The sequence below is a fragment of the Thermomonas sp. genome (genome assembly GCF_025993755.1).
GTDB lineage: Bacteria > Pseudomonadota > Gammaproteobacteria > Xanthomonadales > Xanthomonadaceae > Thermomonas.
Genome location: NZ_JAMQHN010000087.1, coordinates 1 through 16,371, shown reverse-complemented (window position 1 = coordinate 16,371; position 16,371 = coordinate 1). Strand labels below are relative to the sequence as shown.

Annotated in this window: 11 protein-coding genes and 1 pseudogene; 6 read left to right on the top strand and 6 right to left on the bottom strand. The window is 67.7% G+C overall.

What is annotated here, in order from left to right; translation table 11 throughout:
- The first annotated feature begins 124 nt into the window (after window positions 1–124).
- The 3 genes from Q0X16_RS05735 (at window position 125) to Q0X16_RS05725 (ending at window position 6,731) form a co-directional block, all read left to right on the top strand.
- Window positions 125–409, top strand: coding sequence for a hypothetical protein (locus Q0X16_RS05735; protein ID WP_297831796.1), 285 nt, complete (start codon window positions 125–127; stop codon window positions 407–409).
- A 151-nt stretch (window positions 410–560) separates the two neighbouring features.
- The gene (locus tag Q0X16_RS05730; RefSeq protein WP_297831793.1) at window positions 561–1,709 is read left to right on the top strand and encodes an acyl-CoA dehydrogenase family protein; all 1,149 of its coding nucleotides are present in this window, start codon (window positions 561–563) and stop codon (window positions 1,707–1,709) included.
- Between the two features lie 66 nt (window positions 1,710–1,775).
- On the top strand, window positions 1,776–6,731 hold the full coding sequence (locus Q0X16_RS05725) for an NAD-glutamate dehydrogenase domain-containing protein (RefSeq protein WP_297831789.1): 4,956 nt from the start codon (window positions 1,776–1,778) through the stop codon (window positions 6,729–6,731).
- Between the two features lie 82 nt (window positions 6,732–6,813).
- On the opposite strand, the gene Q0X16_RS05720 is transcribed toward Q0X16_RS05725, so the two are convergent.
- Window positions 6,814–7,887 (bottom strand): hypothetical protein, encoded by a 1,074-nt coding sequence (locus Q0X16_RS05720; protein ID WP_297831786.1) that lies wholly within the window; start codon window positions 7,885–7,887, stop codon window positions 6,814–6,816.
- A 63-nt stretch (window positions 7,888–7,950) separates the two neighbouring features.
- On the opposite strand from Q0X16_RS05720, the gene Q0X16_RS05715 reads away from it, so the two are divergent.
- On the top strand, window positions 7,951–8,721 hold the full coding sequence (locus Q0X16_RS05715; protein ID WP_297831783.1) for an NAD kinase: 771 nt from the start codon (window positions 7,951–7,953) through the stop codon (window positions 8,719–8,721).
- A gap of 52 nt (window positions 8,722–8,773) precedes the next feature.
- A complete protein-coding gene (locus Q0X16_RS05710) occupies window positions 8,774–9,676 on the top strand; it encodes a 5'-nucleotidase (RefSeq protein ID WP_297831780.1) in 903 nt (300 codons plus the stop codon).
- A 28-nt stretch (window positions 9,677–9,704) separates the two neighbouring features.
- Here the strand turns inward: Q0X16_RS05710 and Q0X16_RS05705 are convergent, their stop codons facing one another.
- The 5 genes from Q0X16_RS05705 to recN form a co-directional block, all read right to left on the bottom strand.
- On the bottom strand, window positions 9,705–10,262 hold the full coding sequence (locus Q0X16_RS05705) for a DUF2939 domain-containing protein (RefSeq protein ID WP_297831778.1): 558 nt from the start codon (window positions 10,260–10,262) through the stop codon (window positions 9,705–9,707).
- 96 nt (window positions 10,263–10,358) lie between these two features.
- On the bottom strand, window positions 10,359–11,537 hold the full coding sequence (locus Q0X16_RS05700; protein ID WP_297831774.1) for a DUF4785 domain-containing protein: 1,179 nt from the start codon (window positions 11,535–11,537) through the stop codon (window positions 10,359–10,361).
- A 10-nt stretch (window positions 11,538–11,547) separates the two neighbouring features.
- On the bottom strand, window positions 11,548–12,420 hold the full coding sequence (locus Q0X16_RS05695; RefSeq protein ID WP_297831772.1) for a hypothetical protein: 873 nt from the start codon (window positions 12,418–12,420) through the stop codon (window positions 11,548–11,550).
- Window positions 12,421–12,726: 306 nt separating this feature from the next.
- On the bottom strand, window positions 12,727–14,178 hold the full coding sequence (gene sbcB, locus Q0X16_RS05690; protein ID WP_297831769.1) for an exodeoxyribonuclease I: 1,452 nt from the start codon (window positions 14,176–14,178) through the stop codon (window positions 12,727–12,729).
- Between the two features lie 26 nt (window positions 14,179–14,204).
- Window positions 14,205–15,863: a DNA repair protein RecN gene (recN, locus tag Q0X16_RS05685; RefSeq protein WP_297831766.1), complete on the bottom strand. Its 1,659-nt coding sequence runs from the start codon at window positions 15,861–15,863 to the stop codon at window positions 14,205–14,207.
- A gap of 77 nt (window positions 15,864–15,940) precedes the next feature.
- Here recN and Q0X16_RS05680 point away from each other — a divergent pair.
- A pseudogene (locus Q0X16_RS05680) lies at window positions 15,941–16,371 on the top strand (heat-inducible transcriptional repressor HrcA); the annotation flags it as partial.

Sequence of the window (16,371 nt, the reverse complement as noted above, 5' to 3'; positions counted from 1 at the left end):
ATGTCCGATCCAGCCGGGCGGACGGTGGTGGCCGCAGGATCATGGCGCCTCCAGCGCTCCCGACGTGCCACGACCCCGCGATCATGCGATATCTTTCGCCCTTGGTGCACAGCAAGCCATCCCGATGAAACAGACCGTCATCAGCCTGGTCACGCCACACGTCCTGACCGTCGTCGACCTCGCGAAACTGTCGGAGACCGGGGCCAACGTGGACTGGCATGTGCGCGATGCCGTCGCCAAGGCCTATGCGGAGCTCGGCCATCTGTACAACGCCCGTGATTTGATCTCGGCCTACATCGAAGGACTGGAATCGACTGCCAGGGACGTGGGGCCGGGGCACAGGGTGTATGCCGGGACGCTCAAATCGGCGGCGACCCTGGCGGCGCAGAGGCTCAAGGAACTCGATTGAGTCCGGTTCGGGCGGCGCCATTCTGGCGGCGTCGGGCCTCATCGGAGCCTTGGACAGGCGGGCGCTCCCGGATCCTTCAGTACCGGTGGGTCTGGGGTTCCCCCGCGCGGCGAGCTACAATGGCGCTTTCCTGTTGCGCCATGAGGCAGTCGTGGAGTTCGGCTTCAGTGAAGAGCAGCGGATGCTGCAGGACGTGGCTCGCCGGATCGCGCGCGAAAAAATCGCGCCCAGCGCGGAATACCACGACCGGACCGGCGAGTTTCCGCTAGAGAACATCCGCGCCCTCGGTGAAAACGGGCTGATGGGGATCGAGGTGCCGGCCGAGTACGGCGGTGCCGCGATGGATACCGTGGCCTACGTGCTGGCGATGATCGAGATCGCCGCCGCCGATGCCGCCCACAGCACGATTCTTTCCGTGAACAACTCGCTGTTCTGCAACGGCATCCTGAGCTTCGGAACCGAGGCGCAGAAACAGAAATACGTGCGCGACATCGCCGAAGGCCGCGAGATCGGCGCCTTCGCGCTGACCGAATCGCAGTCCGGCTCGGATGCCACCGCGATGCGCTGCCGCGCGATCCGGCAGGACGACGGCAGTTTCCTGGTCAACGGCAAGAAGAGCTGGATCACCTCCGGCCCGGTCGCCAGGTACATCGTCCTGTTCGCCGTCACCGATCCCGGGCAGGGCGCACGCGGGATCACCGCATTCCTGATCGACACCGCCCGCGAGGGTTTCCATCGCGGCAAGACCGAGCCGAAGATGGGCATCCGCGCCTCGGCCACCTGCGAGATCGAGTTCACCGACTACCGCGTCCGGCCCGATGAGGTGCTGGGCGCGGAAGGTCAGGGCTTCAAGATCGCCATGGGCGTGCTCGACGCCGGCCGGATCGGCATCGCCAGCCAGGCCATCGGCATCGCCCGCGCCGCCTACGAGGCCACGATCGCCTACGTCAAGGAACGCAAGGCCTTCGGCCAGCCGATCGGCGCGTTCCAGATGACCCAGGCCAAGATCGCCGACATGAAGTGCAAGCTCGATGCCGCGCTGCTGCTCACGCTGCGGGCGGCATGGTTGAAGAGCCAGGGGCAGCGGTTCTCGACCGAAGCGTCGGTGGCCAAGCTCACCGCTTCCGAAGCGGCGATGTGGATCACCCATCAGGCCCTGCAGATTCACGGCGGGATGGGCTATTCGAAGGAACTTCCGGTCGAGCGCTATTTCCGCGACGCCAAGATCACCGAGATTTACGAGGGCACCAGCGAAATCCAGCGGCTGGTGATTGCCCGCAACGAAACCGGCCTGCGCTGAGGCCAGAATCATCCAACCGGCCGCGCCAGAAGGTGCGGCCGTCTTCCTTTGGAGGCAGTGATCCACATGAGCAAGTCAGTCGAAAGCAGCGGGGCGGACAACCTGAAACCGATCCGCGAGGCGGTGCAAAAGCTCGTCGGCAAGGCCGGCCAGGCGGAAGCCGTGGCGTTCGCGACGGCGCTGTTCCAGCGCATGGACGCGGAGGAATTCGCCAGTCGCGGAACGGAGGCCTGGGCCGAGCTGGCCGTGGCGATGCTGGACTTCGCGCGTTCGCGCAAGCCGGGCAAGGCCAACGTGCAGGTCTTCAATCCGCCGCTGAAGGCGGACAGGGCCGGCACTTCGCACACGACGCTGCAGATCGTCAACGACGACATGCCGTTTCTGGTCGATTCCGTGGCGATGGCGCTGGCCGAAATGGGAATCAGCGTGCACGTGCTCGGGCATCCGGTAATCCGCGTCACGCGCGATCGCACCGGCAAGCTGACCGCGATCGGGCAGGGCGAGCGCGAGTCGATGATGCACCTCGAGTTCAACCGCCAGCCGAAGGAGGCATTGGCCGAGATCAAGGCGCGCATCGTGCGCGTTCTTGCCGACGTGCGGACGATCGTTGCCGACTGGCAGCCGATGCGCGACCGCATGCGGGAGGTGGCCGAGGCTCTCGAGTCGCGCAAGCTGCCGATCAGCGACAACGAGAAACGCGAGGCGAAGGCATTCCTCGAATGGGCGGCGGACAACCACTTCACGTTCTTCGGCTATCGGGAATACCAGGTGCAACGCGAGGGCAAGGAGGACGTGCTGGGCGCAGTCCCGGGTACCGGTCTTGGGCTGCTGCGCGCCGATGCGGACAGCAAGCCGCGGCCGGTCAAGTCGCTGGCCGCCCATGCCTTGCGCCACTCGGGCTCGGTCGATGCGCTGATCCTGACCAAGACCAATGCCCGCGCCACCGTGCATCGTCCAGGCTACATGGATTACATCGGCGTCCTCGAATTCGATGCCAGGGGGCGCGCGGTCCGCGAGCAGCGTTTCCTCGGCCTGTACACCTCCAGCGCCTACACCCGCCGGCCGTGGGACATCCCGCTGGTGCGCGAGCGCCACAACTACGTCATGAACCAGTCCGGGCTGGATCCGGACAGCCACAGCGGCAAGGCCCTGCGCCACATCCTGGAAACCCTGCCGCGCGACGAGCTGTTCCAGTCGGGCGAAGAGGAACTGCTCAAGACCTGCCTGGGCATCCTCTCGCTGCAGGAACGCGTGCGCAGCAAACTGTTCCTGCGCCGCGACCGCTACGGCCGCTACTACTCCGCGCTGGCCTACGTGCCGCGCGACCGGATCAGCAATCGCGTGCGCGAGCGGATCGAGGCGATGCTGTCCCGCGCCCTGGGCGGCGAGCGCGTCGATACCAACGTACAGATCGACGATTCGCCGCTGGCCCAGCTGCACATCCTCGTCCGCCCCTCGGCCGACGCCGACCGCAAGGACGTCGATCTGCCCGAACTCGAGCGCAAGCTCGGAGAAATCGTCCGCGATTGGGGCGACGAGCTGCGCGAGCGGCTGGTGGCTCGCCACGGCGAGGAAGCCGGGCTCAGGCTGCTGGCGCGTTTCGGCAGCGCGTTGCCGGCCGGATACATCGAGGACGTTAGCCCGGACGTGGCGGCCGACGACGTCGAGCATCTCGCCGCCCTGACCGGCCCGGACGATCTCCGGCTTGCACTCGGCGCTGCGCCGGGCAAACAGGGTGCGATGCGTTTCAAGCTGTATCGCCCGCTGCAGGACATCCCGCTGTCGGACGCGCTGCCGATGATGGAAAACATGGGGCTGCGGGTCATCACCGAGCATCCCTACCGGCTCGATGCCGAAGACGGCGTGCTCTACATCCAGGATTTCGAGGTCGAGTCGTTGCTGGGCGACCTGGACGTCGATGCGCTGGACGAGAATTTCGAGGACGCCTTCGCCCACATCTTCCGCGGGGATGCCGAGAACGACGGTTTCAACCGTCTGGTGCTTGCCGCCGGCCTGTCGTGGAGGCAGGTCGCGATGCTGCGCGCCTACTGCAAGTACCTGCTGCAGACCGGCATCGCCTATTCGCAGAGCTACATGGAAACCACCCTGGCGCGCTATCCGCTGCTGGCGCGGTTGCTGGTCGAGCTGTTCGAAGCGCGTTTCGACCCTGCCACCGGGCACGAGAGCGCCAGCGAGATCAAGCGCGGCATGGAGCGCTTCGGAACGCAGCTGCGGATGCTCGTGGCCGACGACGAAAATGCGATGAAGGCGCTGGCGGCCTTGGTGAAGGCGCGCGCCGACAGTCGCGATGCCCAGGCGACGGCCGCGCGCGATGCCTTGTTCGGACTGCTCGACCGCGTTGCCAGCCTCGACGAGGACCGCATCCTGCGCAGTTTCATCGGCGTGATCGAGGCGACCCTGCGCACCAACTACTACATCGACTATCAGCGGGATGAAAACGGGAATGGCCTGCGCAAGGACGGCGGCCCGGCCGATTACCTCGCCTTCAAGCTCGACACCGCCAAGGTTCCGGATCTCCCCAAACCGCGCCCGTTCCGCGAAATCTGGGTGTGCGGCCCGCGGGTGGAAGGCACCCACCTGCGCTTCGGCGCGGTGGCACGCGGTGGATTGCGCTGGTCGGACCGGCGCGAGGATTTCCGTACCGAGGTGCTGGGCCTGGTCAAGGCGCAGATGGTCAAGAACACCGTCATCGTGCCGGTCGGCAGCAAGGGCGGTTTCTATCCCAAGCAGCTGCCGAACCCGGCGGTCGACCGCGATGCCTGGTTCGCCGAGGGCGTGGCCTGCTACAAGCGCTTCATCAACGGGCTGCTGGACATCACCGACAACCTGGGCGTGGATGGCAAGGTGTTGCCGCCAGCCGGCGTGGTGCGCCACGACGGCGATGATCCGTATCTGGTGGTCGCGGCCGACAAGGGCACCGCCAGCTTCTCCGACATCGCCAACGGCATCGCCCAGGCGCATGGCTACTGGCTGGACGACGCGTTCGCCTCGGGCGGCTCGGCCGGCTACAGCCACAAGGGCATGGGCATCACCGCGCGCGGCGCGTGGGAATCGGTCAAGCGCCATTTCCGCGCGCTGGGCATCGACTGCCAGAAGCAGGACTTCACCTGCGTCGGCATCGGCGACATGTCCGGCGACGTGTTCGGCAACGGCATGCTGCTGTCCCAGCATACCCGGCTGGTGTGCGCCTTCGACCATCGCCACATTTTCCTGGATCCGAATCCGGTGGCGGCGACTTCGTTCAAGGAGCGCCAGCGCCTGTTCAAGGTGCCGCGCTCGAGCTGGGCCAACTACGACGCCAAGCTGATCAGCAAGGGCGGCGGCATCCATGCGCGTTCGCTCAAGTCGATCGAGATCACGCCGGAAGTGCGCGCGGCGCTCGGGCTCGACGACGACGTCAAGCACATGACCCCGACCGACCTGATCCACGCCGCGCTGCGGGCGCCGGTGGACCTGATCTACAACGGCGGCATCGGCACCTACATCAAGGCGTCCAGCGAGAGCAACGCCGACGTCGGCGACCGCGCCAACAACGGCCTGCGCGTCAACGGCTGCGACTTGCGCTGCAAGATCATCGGCGAAGGCGGCAACCTCGGCATGACCCAGCTCGGCCGCATCGAGGCGGCGCAGGCCGGCGTGCTGCTCAACACCGACTTCATCGACAACTCGGCCGGCGTGGACACCTCGGACCATGAGGTCAACATCAAGATCCTGCTCAACGCCGAGGTGCGCAAGAAGAAGCTCACGCTCGAAGCCCGCAACAAGCTGCTGGCCTCGATGACCGACGAGGTCGGCAAGCTGGTGCTCAAGGACAACTATCGCCAGAACCAGACCCTGAGCCTGATGGAGCGGATGAGCGCGAGCCGGCTGGGCTCGAAGATGCACTTCATCACCACCCTGGAATCGAAGGGCCTGCTCGACCGCCAGATCGAGTTCCTGCCGACCGATGCGCAGATCGCCGAGCGCAAGCTGCATGGCCAGGGCCTGACCCGGCCGGAGCTGTGCGTATTGCTGTCCTACGCCAAGCTGGTGGCGTTCCCGGAACTGCTGGCGTCGGACATCCCGGAAGACCCCTATCTGTCGAAGGAACTGGTCCAGTACTTCCCGCACCCGCTGCATAAGGATTTCGTCAAGGCGATGGGCAACCATCGGCTGAAGCGCGAAATCATCGCCACGGCGGTCACCAACTCGACCATCAACCGGATGGGCGCGACCTTCCTGCAGCGCATGCAGGAAGACAGCGGCCGCAGCATCGGCGAGGTCGCGCGGGCCTACACCATCACCCGCGAAACCCTGGACGCGCGCGAACTGTGGACGCAGATCGACGCGCTCGACGGCAAGGTGACGGACTCCGTGCAGGTCGATGCGCTGATGGTCATCTGGGAATTGCAGCGCGGTTTCACCCGCTGGCTGCTGGCGCGGCCGGGCGCGGTGCCGGGAATCACGGCGGCGGTGGAACGCTACCACGATGGTTTCCGCGACATCCGCGCCGGCGAGAACATCCTGCCCGACTCGCAGCGTCCGGCCTATGAGGCCATGCGCAGGGAATGGCGTGGCAAGGGCGTGCCGGCGACGCTGGCCGACCAGCTCGCGGCGCTGCCGTACCTGGAATCCTGCCCGAACATCATTGAGCTGGCGCGCGAGCGCAAGCTGCGCACGGTCGACGTGGCCAAGGTCTATTTCCGCCTCTCCGACGCGCTGCGCGCACCGTGGCTGCGGACCCAGATCGATGCGCTCAAGGTCGAAGGCCGCTGGCATGCGGTCGCGCGTGGCGTGTTGCGCGACGAGCTGTCCGCGCAGCTGCGCAGTCTGACCGCGCAGGTGCTGTCGCTGCCCGGCAAGGACGCCGATGCCAGGGTCGCCGCCTGGCTGGCGCGCGACGATGCCAACCTGCGCCACACCCTGGCAATGCTGACGGAACTGGCCGCCCAGAAGGCGCTGGATTACCCGACCGTCTCGGTGGCGGTGCAGCGGGTGGCGCAACTGGCGCTGCGCGTCTGATCCCGGCGCTGCCCGATCGACGCTGCGCGAGTCGATCGGGCGACACGCGACGGCCCGGAATTCCGGGCCGTCCGTTTTTGCCTCACCGCCTGCCGACCGGCGCCGGCACCGGCCGCCACTTCCCGCCTTCGAGCGCGTAGCTCAGGCGCGGGCCGGTGGAGGTTCCCTTGCCGCTGTCGTCCCAGTGCACGTTGTCTTCCGTTGCGCCTGTGAAGGCGATGCGTCCCGCGCCGTCCCAGCGGGCATCGAACGGAGACCAGGCTGTGTTCTTGATGGTGCCTTCCTTGACGACGACGCCGGAATCGAGCCGGTAGATGGTGATGGACAGGGGAAGGGCGAAGCCAAACTCGGTATCGAGCACGAAAAACCTCTTGCCGTCCGGCGAGAATTCGAGCGGCAGGCCGATCGAGCCAAGTTCGGTCTTCTTCCCGGTGTCCAGATTGATCAGGTCGTAAGTCACTTCCTCGCCATAGGAGACCACGCTGACCAGCAGCAGCTTCAAGTGCTCGTAAACGGCATACGGCACGGGATCGAGGGCGTAATCGTTCTCGCCGTCTTCCGAACCTTCCACGCTCATGTACCGATAGGTGGCGGTGCTGCCGTTTCCTGCCCTGATCGTCAGGAAATCCTTCGCCGATTTCCCGCTTTCGTCGCCGGATCCATGGATCGTGGGTGGCTGCGCGGTGTACCGGATGTAGTCTCCGTACTTTTCCATGAGCACTTTCGTGCAACTGGGGATGGGCGGCCAGGCTTCGTCCAGGTTCTCCTCGTCCTCGGCGCGATGGCAGGGATCCGAGGCCGATGGAAATGCGGTGATGGTTGGCTCCGCTGCGGGCTGCTGCGGAGCCTGTCGGGCTGACGGCGCGTCCGCCTGCGGCGTGGCTGCGGGCGCTTCGTCACTGGAGGGCTGTTTCGAACAGGCGGTCACGACGGTGGCAAGCAGCAGGCAGGACAGGACCGAGCATGCCACCCGGAGCCGCGGGGAGCGCGGCGCGAACGTGGGCCGGATCGGGGCCGGGTTTCGGCCGATGCCGGCTGCGGATGCGCGGGCCGCATCGAATGGAGTGTTCATGTTCTTCGCCTGGGGTGATGTGCCAATGTTTCCGGGGGCTCGACGACGCTGGGGGGGGTGGTGCCGAGAGCCGCCATCTTCCATAAACGCGAAAGAGGCCGTATTCCGGAAATCTCCGAATGCGGGGACGCTTGCTATCCTTCGCACATGTCCGCTCACAGACTTGCCCTTCTGGCCAGCCCGACCGATGAGGCGCAGGCCGCGCTGTCCGCGCTGGTCGCGCGCCACGGCCAGTGTGCCCCGGAATCCGCTGACGTGCTGGTGGCGCTTGGCGGCGACGGATTCATGCTGCAAACCCTGCATCGCTACGGCGGCCTCGGCAAGCCGGTCTACGGCATGAAGCTGGGAACGGTCGGCTTCCTGATGAACCAATATCACGAAGGCGACGATCTGCCGGCGCGGATCGCGGCCGCCGAACCGGATCTGCTGCATCCGCTGGAAATGGTTGCGTACACCGAATCCGGCGCCAGCGTGACCTCGCTGGCCTACAACGAGGTCTCGCTGCTCAGGCAAACCCGACAAACCGCCAATATCCGCATCGAGTTGAACGGCGAGGTGCGGCTTGGCGAACTGGTCTGCGACGGCGTGATGCTGGCCACCCCGGCGGGCAGCACCGCCTACAACTTCTCCGCGCACGGGCCGATCCTGCCGCTGGGCGCCAATGTGATGGCGCTGACGCCGATCGCGCCGTTTCGCCCGCGGCGCTGGCGCGGTGCGGTGCTCAAATCGGGGACCGAAGTGCGGTTCCGCATCCTCGAACCGCACAAGCGCCCGGTCAGCGCCACCGCCGATTCGCACGAAGTGCGCGACGTCACCGAAGTGCTGGTGCACGAATCGGACAAGCGCGGCGTGAACCTGCTGTTCGACCAAGGGCACAATCTGGAAGAACGCATCCTGATCGAGCAGTTCACGGTCTGACGCCAGCTTGCCGGTCGCAGCATCTGCGACACGGATCGCGGACAATGCTCCCATGCAGGAACCGGTCGCCACCCTCACCGTCGCAATCACCGCTCGCGCGCTGTTCATGATGGAGGACAGCCATGCGCTGTTCGAGCGCGAGGGCATCGCGGCGTTCGCCGATTTCCAGCGCCTCCACGAGGACGACGTGCTGACCCCGGGGATCGCGTTTCCGCTGGTGCGCAAGCTGCTTGCCTTGAATGCGGAAACGGCCAGGGAGGCGCCGCGGGTCGAGGTGATCCTGCTGTCGCGCAATTCCTCCGACACCGGGCTGCGGGTGTTCAACTCCATCGAGCACTACCGGCTCGACATCCGCCGCGCTACGTTCACCGCAGGTGCGCCGGTGTGGCCCTACATCCGTCCGTTCGGCGCGCAATTGTTCCTGTCGGCCAATCCCGAATCCGTGCGCGCTGCGCTGGCGGCGGGCGTGGCAGCCGCGACGATCCTTCCGGAGAAAGCCAACGAACCGCGCCAGCCGCAGCTGCGCATCGCCTTCGACGGCGATGCGGTGCTGTTCGGCGACGAAAGCGAGCGGGTGTCGCGCGAGCAGGGGGTGGAGGCGTTCGGCCGCCACGAGCGCGAGCTGGCGCATGAACCGCTTTCCGGTGGCCCGTTCCGGGGATTCCTGTCGGCGCTGCACGACCTTCAGGCGGCGTTCCCGGCGGGCGAGAACGCGCCGATCCGTACCGCGCTGGTGACGGCGCGTTCCGCGCCCGCGCACGAACGGGTGATCCGCACCCTGCGCGAATGGGACGTACGTCTGGACGAGGCGCTGTTTCTCGGCGGCCGCGACAAGGGCCCGTTCCTGGAGGCCTTCGGCGCCGACATCTTTTTCGACGACTCGCCGCACAACATCGACTCCGCCCGTCGCCATGTCGCGGCGGGACACGTGCCGCACGGGGTGGCGAACGATTGATGGGGCAGAAGGCGTCGAAATGCTGGAATCAGGATTCCGGCAGGCGCAGCCCGGTCAGTTTCCACGACAAGCCGTCGCGACGGAATTCGAAGACCAGCGGCTTGCCGTCCGCGTTCGGCACCGTCGCGGTGAACAGGGATGCCGATTCGAAGTGGGTGACGGCGTCCTTCAACGGGTCGGATGGCGGGCGGGTAGCGTTTGCGGCAGCGCCACTGCCGGCAGCGCTGGGTGCGGGCGTGGGCGTCAGAATGTTGTTGCGCAGCAGGTGCTGGATGCCTTCGGGTGAGGAAAGGGCATCGATCGGTCGCTTGCCGATCAATTCGGTCACCTGGGCCAGGGTCTGCGGCTGCTCGCTCGAACCGACCCGTTCCAGCAGCTGGCGGGCGATGCGTTCGCGGATCTGCGGGCCGACGCTGGCGCGCAGTTGATCGAAGTCGACGAATCGCCACAGTTCGGCAACGTTGCCGCTGGCGGTGATTTTGCGGATGCCGTTGATCGCAAGCCAGGGGCCTGCCGCGACATAACCCAGCACGGCCAGCAGCGCGGCCACGACCAACGCCAGACCCCATTTGGCTTTCTTGCCCATTCCATGCTCCGTCCGCAATGGCGAATAGACTGCGCAAAAGCGAACGGCCGGGCAAGCCCGGCCGTCGCGGCAAACCGCACGTGCGTCAGGAAAGCGTCAGAACCGCGCTGCCCGCGCCCGCGATTCCAGAGGCGCCATCCGGCCCTGGTCGTTCAATTCCAGCTGGCGCAGTTCGTATGGCGCGCCGTACCCAGCCGGGATGTGGGCACGCTCGAATTCGAGGACCAGAGTCCCGTTTCCGGCGTTCATCCAGGCCGCGGAGTGCGCTTCCGACACCGCCCGCAGGCTGTGGTCGGGCGCGGTCGCGTACAGCGTGCCGCGGGCCTCGTAGCGCCCGGGCGAGCCAGCCTGTACTGGCAGCGAAACCCGCAGGTGGCTGGCGTCGAGTGCGAAGCTGCCGGCGAATCGCGCGGTCGGCTGCGCCACCGCGAACGCGGTTCGGGCATCCCGAGGCGTGCCACCGATATTCGAGAACACCTGCAGCTCCCACAGCCCGCCGCCCCGGTGCGCCTGCGTCGGCAGTTTGAAGACCGCCTCCTGGCCGCCGCCCGCCGCATTGCGAACCGCAATCGGCTGGCTGCTGCCGTCCGGCGCGACCAGCAGTGCGCTGGAGCGCGCCGCGGTGGCCCGCCCGGCGTTCGTGGCGGCGATGGCGACCCGCATCTGCTGACCGGCGAGGGCGTGGTCGCGGTCGGGTCGCGCGAACATGACCAGCGTGCTGCCCGGTTCGAACACGTGGACCACGTAGCGGCCGCTGGCACGGCTTGCGCGCAAGGTGACCTTGCCGGCGCCGCTGCCGGCGCCGAGGCGCAGAACCTGGGTGCCGGCGCTGGCGTCCATGCCGGCCCGACGCAGGGCTTCGGCGTCGGCGCTGCGGTCCACCGTCACGTTCCGCCCCTGGTTCGATACGGTAAATTCGTTGGCGCGCAAAGGTGTGGCCCCGCGTGCGGGGCTGACCCGGACCAGCGCGCCGCTGGCCGACATCGGCAACGCCACGCCACGCTGCAATTCCGCACCTTCGACGGTCAGCCAGTATTCACGGCTCTCGGCCATGAAGGGCGCGGGCTGCGACAGCGCGAGCGCGGGGTCGAGTTTCCAGGAAAATGAAACCGGCTGGCGCTCGATCGCGCCGGAGGGAGCGGGCAGGGACACCAGCCTTGTCGGCACTTGGTCTCCGTTTCCGGCCGGAAGCAGGGATTGTGCGGCGAGGGCGGAGCCCATTGTCAGGGTGCTCAGTGCGGCCAGCGCCGCGGCATGCAGGATCTTGGTTCGCATGGTCGTGGCCTCACTTCATGTCGTTGCGCAGGATGGTGTCCAGGCCGAAGCAGGCGCGCCGGCTCTGGTTGTGGCTGAGCGGTTCACTGCCTGCCATTTTCGACTTGTCCTTGAACCACACGGACCCGGCGGCCGACTGGCTGCTGCAGTTGAGGAAGCCGTCCGAGCAGCTGTCCAGCCACCACTGGGTGGTTTCCAGTCCGACGTTCAGAGCGTAGCCGCCGCAGTAGCTGTCGGGATCCCAGACCGCGGTTTCGACGTCGGTGCCGACCACGCTGCGGAACAGCTTCGGCAGCGACGGCCGACCGGCGGTGCCGTACAGGTAGTTGCCGTTGTAGTAGGCCATCCAGCTGACCTGCTGTTGGCGCACTGCATCGGACTTGTAGCCCAGCAGCCAGCCCAGCGAGGTCTCGAACACGTTGCCGTTGATGACCGCATCGGCGAGCGGGGTGCCGGCCGAGGACGGCGCCAGCGCGTTCACGCGCACGATCTTGCTGATGATGTTCGGATAGCGGCTGTCGTAGGTCGGGTTCGACATGATCCAGCGGATCACGTTGCCGCCGTTGGAGTGGGTGATGACGATCAGCCGGGTGATTTTCTTCGCGCTGATGAAGCTGGTGAGCTGCGTTGCCAGACAGCCGGCCGCGCGGCTGTCCCACATGTACTGTTCGAAATCGCAGTTGATCACCGTGTAGTTGGCCGGATTGGCCAAGCCGCCGCGAACGTTGTTGACCATCGCCGGCTGCCAGTAATCGTTGTAGGCATCGGTCTGATGGCCGGTACCGTGCACGAAGGCGACGCCGGTGACGTCGGCGGCCAGCGCCGGTGTCGCTGCAAACAAGGCGGCGCACGCCAACAGCGCGCCGAACACGAATCTACGCATGGAATCCCCCCCGGGTTTCTGCGATGCCGCCTGGTCGCCTGCGGCCGACGATCCCCACCGTCCCACACGGTGCGGTATGGAGAGCATACGCACGCGTACAGGCTCCTGTCATGTCGCAGTGCGGCATGGCGGGAGCAAGCTGTCTTTGTGCGTTCTGCGCAGTCTGCAAAGGCATTTGGACGCGGATCAACGCAGATGAACGCGGATCAATCTCTTGTCAGCTTTTCATCCGCGTCTATCCGCGTCTATCCGCGTCCAGAAAAAGCTGTTCGACCTGCGCATCGCCTGCGGGTGGCAGGCGTGGGATCAGTCGCTGCCGATCTCGCTGGCGAGGGCGTCGCCCCAGATGGTCAGTTGGTCGAGCAACGCCAGCGCGCGCGCGTCGTCGCCGCGCTGCACGCGCAGTTCGTCGATCTCGGCGCGGTACTGCGCCAGCGTCAGTTCCGCGCCGCCGTTGCCGTCCAGCAGGCGCTGGCGGCGGTAGTCCGTCCACCGCGCCTGTTCGTCCAGCGTCAGGGTTTGCGGCCAGTTGCGCGCGCGATAGCGGAACAGCAGCTCCGGCAGGCGCGAGTCGCGGAACGGGAAGCCTGCGTCGGCCAGCCGCTGCGGCGGGGTTGCGCGCACCTGGGCCAGCAGGCGCTTGTCGGAATCGGGGATGAAGCTGCCGTAGAGCGCCGCGTCCACGTCCTCCGACGCGAATTCGCGCTCGCGGTCGAACACGCGGCGCAGCTTTTCCGCCAGCGCGGGACCGGCGGTACGCAGGCGCGCGGCATTGCGCTCGACGGCGTCCGGGTTGATCCCGAGGCGGTTGAAATCAGCGGCGCGCAGGTGGGCCCACGGCACCAGCGCGGGGCATTTGTTGGTGTGGATTTCCTTCAGCGCGATGCGGGTTTCGCCTTCCGGCAGGTCTTCCCGGCGGACGAACAGACGCGCGGCGATGGCGTCGGCATCGAGCGCGAGCAGCGGTTCGGGGTCGGTGTCGAGGTCGAAGGCGATGACGCGCGTGGGATATTTCGGGTGCTCGGCCAGCGCCAGCACCGGTGCCGCGCACAGCCGCGTGGCCGGGTATTTCTGCGACACGTGCAGCAGCGGCTCCGGTGCCGTCACGCGCAGCAGCGACTGCACGTGGCGCTTGTCGCGCAGGCGTAGCGCGTAGTCCCACAGCCGCGGCTGCGCCTGCCGGAACAACCGCGCCACCGCGATCGTGGCGCGCACGTCGGACAGCGCCTCATGGGCGTCGCCCTCGCGCAGGCCGTTGTCCTCGGCCAGGTGTTCGAGCTTGAAGCTGGTGCCCTTGCCGTCCTCGCGCTGCCGCCAGACGATGCCGTCCGGGCGCAGCGCGTGCATCAGCCGCAGCGCATCGAGCAGGTCCCAGCGCGAATTGCCGTCCCGCCACTCGCGCTCGTAGGGATCGAAGAAATTGCGGTACAGCCCGTAGCGGATGAACTCGTCGTCGAAGCGGATCGAGTTGTAGCCGGCGCTGCAGGTGCCCGGCCGTCCCATGGCGTCGAGGATGCGTGCGAAGGCCTCGGCCTCGTTCACGCCCTCCCGGCGCGCGTCCTGCGGCGTGATCCCGGTGATCAGCGTGGCCATCGGCGCCGGCAGCAGGTCGCCGGCCGGCTGGACGAAGAAACTGATCGGGTCCTCGACGGGGTTCAGTTCAAGGTCGGTGCGGATCCCCGCGAACTGCGCGATCCGCGTCCGCCGCGGATCGGCGCCGAAGGTTTCGAGGTCGTAGAAGAGGAAAGAGGCGGGCATGGGTCGATTCTATGCGCGCGCCGGCGTTATGCGCTTTCCAGCAGCCGCTTGGCCGCCGCGCGGGCTTCCGCGCTGATCTTCGCGCCGCCGAGCATGCGGGCGATTTCCTCGATGCGGCCCGTTGCGTCCAGGGCGACGACCGCGGTTTCGGTGACGTCGTCCTGCGCGGTCTTGCTGACGCGGTACTGGGCGTGGCCGGCGGCGGCGACCTGCGGCTGATGGGTGACGCACAGCACCTGTCTTGATGCGCCGAGCGCGCGCAGCCGGGCGCCCACGGCGGCGGCGACCGCGCCGCCGATGCCGGCGTCCACTTCGTCGAACACCAGGGTGGAGACGGCGCCTTGCGCCTGGGTGGCCACTTCCACCGCCAGCGAGATGCGCGACAGTTCGCCGCCGGAGGCGACCTTGCGCAGCGGGCGCGGCGGCTGGCCGGGGTTGGCGGAGACGAGGAATTCGGCGCGCTCGCGGCCTTTGGGGTCGGGCGTGTCGTCGGGGTTGGCGTCCAGCGTCACCTCGAAGCGTCCGCCCTGCATGCCGAGGGTGTCGATCAGGGCGCTGACGGCGTCGGCCAGCGCGTCGCCGGCCTTGCGGCGCGAGGCGGAAAGAGCGGCGGCAGCGGCGTTCCACTGCGCCTGCGCGCTGGCGAGGTCGGCGTCGAGGCGCTGCAGGCGGGCGTCGGCATCGACCAGCGATTCCAGTTCCCGGGCCAGCGCGTCGCGGTGGGCGGCCAGTTGGTCGGGCCGCAGCCGATGCTTGCGGGCGAGGTCCTGCACGCGGGTGAGCTGGCGTTCGATGTCCGCCAGCGCTTCGGGGTCGAGGTCGAGGTCGTCGCGGATGCGCTGCAGCAGGGTTTGCGCTTCGTCGAGCTGGATCGCGGCGGAATCGAGCATCGCATCGACTTCGAACAGGCGCGCCTCGTGGGCGGCTTCGCGCTGCAGGCCATGGCGCACTTGTTGCAGGCGCGTGGGCAGGGCGTCGTCGCCGGCCAGCGCGTCCAGCGCGCCGTCGCAGGCGGCCATCAGCGCGGCGGCGTGGGCATGGCGGCGATGGCTGGCGTCGAGTGCGGCCAGTGCGACAGGGTCCAGCGGCTGGGCGTCGAGCTCGTCCAGCTGGTGCTGCAGCCAGCTGCGGCGTTCGCCGACGTCGCCGCGGGCGAGTAGGGCGGCGCGTTCGTCGCGCAGGGCTTTCCAAGCCTGGGCGGCGGTGCGCGCGGCGTCCTGCAGCGCCGGATGGCGGGCGAAGGTGTCCAGCAGGGTGGTCTGCTGGCGGCGTTCGAGCAGCGCCTGCTGGGCGTGCTGGCCGTGGATTTCCACCAGCAGGGCGGAAAATTCCGCAAGCTGGCCGAGAGTCACGCTGCGGCCGTTGATCCACGCCCTGGAGCCGCCGTCGGCGTGCAGCACCCGGCGCAGCAGGCAGACATCACCGTCGTCGAGCGCGTTCTCGCGCAGCCAGTGCGCGGCCTCGGGGCTGTCGCCCAGCGCGAATTCGGCGCTCAGTTCGGCGCGCTGCGCGCCGTGGCGCACCGCGCCGGCGTCGGCACGCGCGCCGGACAAAAAGCCCAGCGCATCGACCAGCAGCGACTTGCCCGCCCCGGTCTCGCCGGAAATGACGGTCAGCCCCGCGCCGAAATCGAGTTCGGCATGGGCGACGACGGCGAAATCGCGGATCGACAGGCGGATGAGCATTGCGCCGCATTTTGCCCGCGACGCCCGTTGCAGGGTAGCGCTTGCGTCGGCGGCGGCTGGCGCTTACAACCTTGGGCATGTCCCGCCGGCGCACCGCAGACATCGCCCTTGACCCGCGCGCGCGCCAGCTGCTGCGCGCGCTGGTGGCCCGCCACATCCGCAGCGGCGAGCCGGTGGGCTCGCAGACGCTGGCCAGGCACGCCGGGCTGGACGTCAGCCCCGCCACCATCCGCAACATCCTGGCCACGATGGAGGACGCCGGCCTGCTGGCGGCGCCGCACAGTTCAGCCGGGCGGGTTCCGACCGCGCAGGGCTATCGGTTGTTCGTGGATTCGCTGCTGCAGATCAAGCCGCTCGCGGCCGACGAGGTCGAGCATCTGCGTCACGAGCTGCCGGCGGGTGCCGGTACCCAGGCGCTGCTGGGCACGGCCAGCGAGCTGTTGACGACGATGACCCGGTTCGCGGGGATGGTCAGCGTCCCCAGGCGCGAAAGTTTCGCCTTTCGCCA